9 protein-coding genes are annotated in these 5,088 nt (G+C 55.1%); all 9 read right to left on the bottom strand.

Annotated features, from left to right (window positions below; genetic code table 11):
- Positions 1-377: 377 nt before the first annotated feature.
- Positions 378-689 carry a CcdB family protein gene (locus tag LOC54_RS11235; RefSeq protein WP_279313888.1) on the bottom strand — a complete coding sequence of 104 codons (312 nt, stop codon included), beginning with the start codon at positions 687-689 and terminating at the stop codon, positions 378-380.
- A gap of 3 nt (positions 690-692) precedes the next feature.
- Positions 693-953, bottom strand: coding sequence for a type II toxin-antitoxin system CcdA family antitoxin (locus LOC54_RS11230; RefSeq protein ID WP_279313887.1), 261 nt, complete (start codon positions 951-953; stop codon positions 693-695).
- Positions 954-1,101: 148 nt separating this feature from the next.
- Positions 1,102-1,407, bottom strand: coding sequence for a CcdB family protein (locus LOC54_RS11225; RefSeq protein WP_045543259.1), 306 nt, complete (start codon positions 1,405-1,407; stop codon positions 1,102-1,104).
- Entirely contained in the window at positions 1,408-1,653 is a 246-nt protein-coding gene (locus LOC54_RS11220; RefSeq protein WP_228124448.1) for a type II toxin-antitoxin system CcdA family antitoxin, read from the bottom strand. It abuts the gene before it with no gap.
- A 150-nt stretch (positions 1,654-1,803) separates the two neighbouring features.
- Positions 1,804-2,208 carry a tRNA(fMet)-specific endonuclease VapC gene (gene vapC, locus LOC54_RS11215; protein ID WP_173583886.1) on the bottom strand — a complete coding sequence of 135 codons (405 nt, stop codon included), beginning with the start codon at positions 2,206-2,208 and terminating at the stop codon, positions 1,804-1,806.
- On the bottom strand, positions 2,208-2,432 hold the full coding sequence (vapB, locus tag LOC54_RS11210) for a type II toxin-antitoxin system VapB family antitoxin (protein ID WP_025829388.1): 225 nt from the start codon (positions 2,430-2,432) through the stop codon (positions 2,208-2,210). Before vapB ends, vapC begins: the two co-directional genes overlap by 1 nt.
- A gap of 105 nt (positions 2,433-2,537) precedes the next feature.
- The gene (locus LOC54_RS11205) at positions 2,538-3,980 is read right to left on the bottom strand and encodes a DUF6880 family protein (RefSeq protein ID WP_279313886.1); all 1,443 of its coding nucleotides are present in this window, start codon (positions 3,978-3,980) and stop codon (positions 2,538-2,540) included.
- A gap of 122 nt (positions 3,981-4,102) precedes the next feature.
- Complete coding sequence (locus tag LOC54_RS11200) at positions 4,103-4,624, bottom strand: hypothetical protein (RefSeq protein ID WP_279313885.1); 522 nt, start codon at positions 4,622-4,624, stop codon at positions 4,103-4,105.
- Positions 4,625-4,743: 119 nt separating this feature from the next.
- The coding region (locus LOC54_RS11195; RefSeq protein ID WP_279313884.1) for a hypothetical protein at positions 4,744-5,088 on the bottom strand (345 nt) is incomplete at its 5' end.

Genomic DNA, 5,088 nt, shown 5'->3' with positions numbered 1-5,088 from the left:
TGCCATGCCCGGAACCAGATCGTCGAACAACCTTGGCGCATCATGTCAATCGGACTGCGCAATTGGGCGCATAGGTTATAGCAATCAACGGTTGGTATTACCCATAAAACCCGTCCTCTCTCAGGTCGGATTATAGCTTAGACACCTGTCCGAAAAATGGGAGTCACCTCTGCCACTTGCTGCACAGGCCCCCGTCATTTTAGGCTCAAAGGACTGAACCGCCCCGGGATTGACGGTTACCAATCGTGCAAGCTTTGAGCCATGTCCGCTTCGGAGAAGCCCGCGGCTGCACATTGACGTCCGAGAAGAGGCGACTGCCGCCTGTCTGCTCCATCCTCAAGAAACAGACGGACGGCCATGGGGGCAAAGCGGTGCTGTCAGGCTGTACTGATGAGTTCATCGATTGCTCGCAAAAGCGCATCCTGATAGCGTTCGGGAATCACGCCCAACACGGGCCCAAGTTTGCTCGCTGGCACCGTCGCCAGGTCGAACGGGTTGGCAAAAACGTCATGCCCATCCACAGTTAGATGTGGGGTTAATGGATGATCTGGCGGCGCATTAGGCGATCGTCGGACCAGTGGCAGGACAACCCGCCCCACGCTACGGTCAAGACGGCTGCTTTGCACTTGAACCACGAACAGAATGTCCCGGTTGCGACCGGGGTTTGTATAAATGGCGAACTGCGGCATCGGTTAGAGGGTCGAGAACTCGTCGCTCAGGAAACCGTGGACGCCGTGAAGCGCATTGACGGCATCCAGCACGCTGTCGAGCTGTCTTTCCTCATCCGCACGTTGCGAGCGAACCTTGTCGACATAGGATGCCAGCAATTCCTCGACCGTCGCCGAGACGTTGGGGGTCAGGCTGCGCACTTGGGCAACCAGATCCGTGTTAAGCGACAGGTTGATCGCGCGGCGCGGAGCGGCCGTGTCATAGGCGGTGCGGAATGCGGTCATCGTTGTTCTCCCATACGCAGTCTATGCGTATAGACCGTCCTGTGCAATCATTACCCGGTGTCACTGTTCCAAGCCGTGTCCGCTATCGGGAAACGCTTCAACCACCCGCTATGACTGGCATGAGGCGGAAGCCGACTAAAGCCGTCTCTCAGAAACCAGTTAACAGCAGATCAATAGCCTGAGTGATTTCATCCTGATAAAGAGACAATGACGTCACGACTTTTTTCAGATCACGGTCAGATACAGCAGCCATAAACTGTGTCATCATAACGAACGACTGGTCATCGACTACAAAAACCGGATTCAGTCTCTTTGCCGGTTTGGGTGCCACTTTCTGTGACAAAAGCGGCACCACGATGCGGGTGCCCAACTCGTCCAGCAGGTCTGCCTGCACATCTAAAACGAAACGCGCTTCACCTCGTCCGGCCAAACAATACACATCAAAACGGGCCATTCAGAAGTTCCGATAATCCGCCAGAGGAAGACCATTCTTTTCGACATACTGTCGGGATGCTTCAAGGGAGGAGCGATTTTCTGCGAGCCATTGCTGAGCACGGACCGAAGCGATCGCTGACTTCAACCCCTGTTCGCAGGCCTGCGATATATTGAGATCAAGCGATTTGGCTTCTTCGAGTAACTGAGCAGGTAACGTCACATTAGTGGGACGACGTGACGGGGTGGTAGAATGCACGCGAACCATAGCTTTGATCCTATTTACATGAGAACTGAAACATAGCACATGTTTATGCGCATTTCCATGCGTATATTATCATCTCGATATATGCTTGCTTTCAGAAAACTCCAGCAATTCCTGTTACGTCTGACATGAGGCAGAAGCACCTCTTACCCCCTAACCGGCCGTCCAATCCTCAGATCGCACCCCATCTACCCTCGTAAATTCTCGTAAGTTTCCAGTCACAACGACAAGCCCCCTGCTTCGAGCGTGCCCGGCAATCATCAAATCGTATGGGCCGATGACACAGCCACGCTTTTCCAGCTCTGCCCTGATTTCCGCTGTATGGGCTGCGGCGTCATCATCAAACGGCAAAACAGACAGACGTGCGGCAAAATGCTCAACCTCACGTCGAATCTTTGCCGGATCGTGAGATTTTTCGGCTCCATAGAGAAGTTCGTAAAGCACGACATCCGAGATGCAGAGCGCCTCGGCGTTATCATTGAAACGCTCGCGCAAGCCTTGCGGACGATCACGTAGGACTCGGATGCAAAAATTTGTATCCAGAAGATAACGAAGCATCAGAAGCTTTCGCGTTCCTGCATCCTCGGCTGATCACGCTCAGGCAGTGGCGTGCCCGGCGCGGCAAAGAAATCGTCCCATGCGGCATTCGCAGGCGCGATTATACGACGCGCACCGTCCGGAATGATCACGACGTCTTTCAGGCTGACGTCAAATGCAACCGCTTTGGGAAGACGCACGGCCTGGGAACGATTGGACAGAAAGAGCGTCGTGCGGGTGAGCATCGCAACCTCCACTTGGGATATGCCGATAGTATATCCAAACTCTTGCCGGGTAGCAATGGAATTCGCTCGCCATACTGGCCAGACCATTTTCCCCCAAACCTGCTCTCAGGGCACAGCGATCAATGACCAGAACCCCAGTTTGCGCTTATGTGCGGTTTTCAGCCGGGTCATGAACATTTCATGGGATTCCATGCCTTCAGCCATGGTCAACATGGGTGCAAGTCGCAGACAGGACGCAAGATCCTTTGCGGCATAGGCGTAGTAACGGGAAAGCGCCCTGTCCAGCACGGCCTCGACCAGCAGGCGGTAAAGCAGTGTCGCTTCGTTGGGATAAGATTCAGATAGACGTTCCGCTGCCGGACGCAGCGTCCCGTAATCCCGTCCGTCCAGTTCCGCTGTGTGATCCCGCACGAGACGGGCAGCATCGTCGAGCGCTGGCCATTCCAGAAGAGTAGACAGGGCTGCGCTTCTATTCGGAAAATTCCGGATGTGATCGAGCGCCTGCTCTTCGGCGTCGATCGCATCATAATCACTGAGATGACGCTGATAGGCTTTCCAGTGCGGCAGGCTCAGGCGTTCCCGAAAAACGTTCCATCGCAGAGCCTGAGCTTTGTCTCGGTCTCCAACTGCCTCGTATGCTTCAATCCGCAGATCGTCGTTTTCCTTGTAAAAGTGAGAGTTCTCTTCAGTTTCCCGGTCGAGCCAGTCAAGTGCCTCCCGGGCGCGCCCCTTGTCCAGCAAGCGGCGTGCGACGTCGCCGGTATAGGCATACTGGCGGTCACTCAGGCTGACAGCCTCACTATATGCATCGACGTCGTCCATGGCATCGGCAAGATCCCGCAGGTGCCTGATCACCTGCATACGCGCGATGTCGGTATGATAATCCCCCTTCCCCTTTGATGCAGGCAGGTCGCGCAGTCGTGCCAGAAGCATAGTTCTGAGCATGGCTGCGCCCGTTTCGCCCAATGCCGTGCCGCACGCGGCGAGCAGACGATCACAGGTGCCATACCCGTCATCATCAAGCAGCGTGAGAAGGTCTGTGACAACGATGGCGGGATCCCGGTTGGCCTGTCGTCCCCAGAGAACGCCAAGATCAGAAGCGGCCTCCCGGAAGACGTCCGACAGGTATCCGGAACTGTCGTCCGAGCGCTCGTAGACGGATGGGGCAATCTCCACAAGCAGCCTCATGGTTGAAATGGCCTGCCCGACATCGGCAGAGGCAACGTCACCCAGGATGGATTGCCGCAAGGTATCAAGTTCAGCAGCCAGAGGACGGATCCGGTCCCAAGGCAGAAACCCACGGGAACGCTGGATCGTGCGCAGTCTCTTTTCGATCTCCTTGCCGAGTTTATCCTTCACGTGAACCGCCGTCAGCGCCATGCGAAGCTTGCGGGTCAGTGCGGTGTCCTGCCCTGCCAGTTCGAAGAGCAAGTCCGCAAGTCGGTCCGCACCAAGCGCCTTCAGATTGTCTTTCGTGACGGTCGTGCCGACTTTCGCTGAGGCACGGGACTTACGCAGGATGGGCTTCTCAACGGGATTTCGAGTCATGGCAGCAGGTTATGGCTCGTCCCCAGGAAGCGCAATCGCCCAGTGTTGGTCCGGCGTATCAGGGCCTTCCTCTCATCGGATACGCCCCTCCAAGCCGGACGGGCGTATCCGATGTCGGCTATTCACCCCCTGGTTTTCACCCAGAAGCGCCCGGTGGCGGTCCTTCGTGACTCCCATCCTGCATTTTTGAGGATTTCTGCAAGATCTTTTTCTGAGGGAGGGTCAATCACATTCTTTGCGATTTCTGCCAGTGTCGTTTTCATTTTCCCGGACAGAAAGCTCTCAACACTGACAGCCTTCTGCGAAGGGAGGGAAAGCGGTGGCGCATTGTCTTCCTCTATCTGGAAGCATGCTTCCTGCTCAATGAACTCTGCGACCCGATGCACGCCAAGAAATTTTACGCCCGCCAGACGATCATCGGCATAATAGGCGCTCCCGGCAGCATCGGCGAACATGTCCCATAGACGTTCTATGACCAGTGGAGGCAGGTATTGAACCATCGTGTGCCGGTTGATCGGTTGCCATCTGGGCACTTCATGATCTTCCCCTACGATGACTTCGATCGCATCCGTGCCGGCGTTAAAACGGATGCGGCCTTTCATTCCGGCCCGAATCTCTTCGCGCATTTCGCGGTTTTCATACATGATCCTGTTTCCTTCAAATTTATGGTCTATTTTGTGCGCAGCAGATGATGGCGGCCCTGTCGACCAAGGCATGAAGCGGACGCTAAGTGCAGGAAAACCGTTGTGGTCCAGTGGGACCTTTAAACAGTTGCGCGGGGCTGTTTCATGCCGTTTTGGTGTTGCCTGAAGTTGTGCATAATTGCACCCATCTGCCTGAAATTGCCTATTTGTCCCTGCCCTTTCACGGCGGCAACACGGGTTCGAATCCCGTACGGGACGCCAAGCTTTTCAATAGCTTGTAGCAGATTTATCTGAGAATCGTTGATTTTTGAGCCAATCCCGAGCCAAACTGGGAGAGGACCAATCGACGATGAGCAAAGCCCCGAAAGAGACCAACAAGGATCCGGTTTGTTGATTTTCGTTGAGAACTGACCCGGGATTTTCATGAGCAATTGACCCGGCCTGATTGTGTATGTCTCCTGTTT

Source organism: Acetobacter sp. AN02, assembly GCF_029759835.1.
Lineage (GTDB): Bacteria > Pseudomonadota > Alphaproteobacteria > Acetobacterales > Acetobacteraceae > Acetobacter.
Note: the sequence above shows the minus strand (reverse complement) of the source record. Positions and strands in the feature narration are given on the sequence as shown.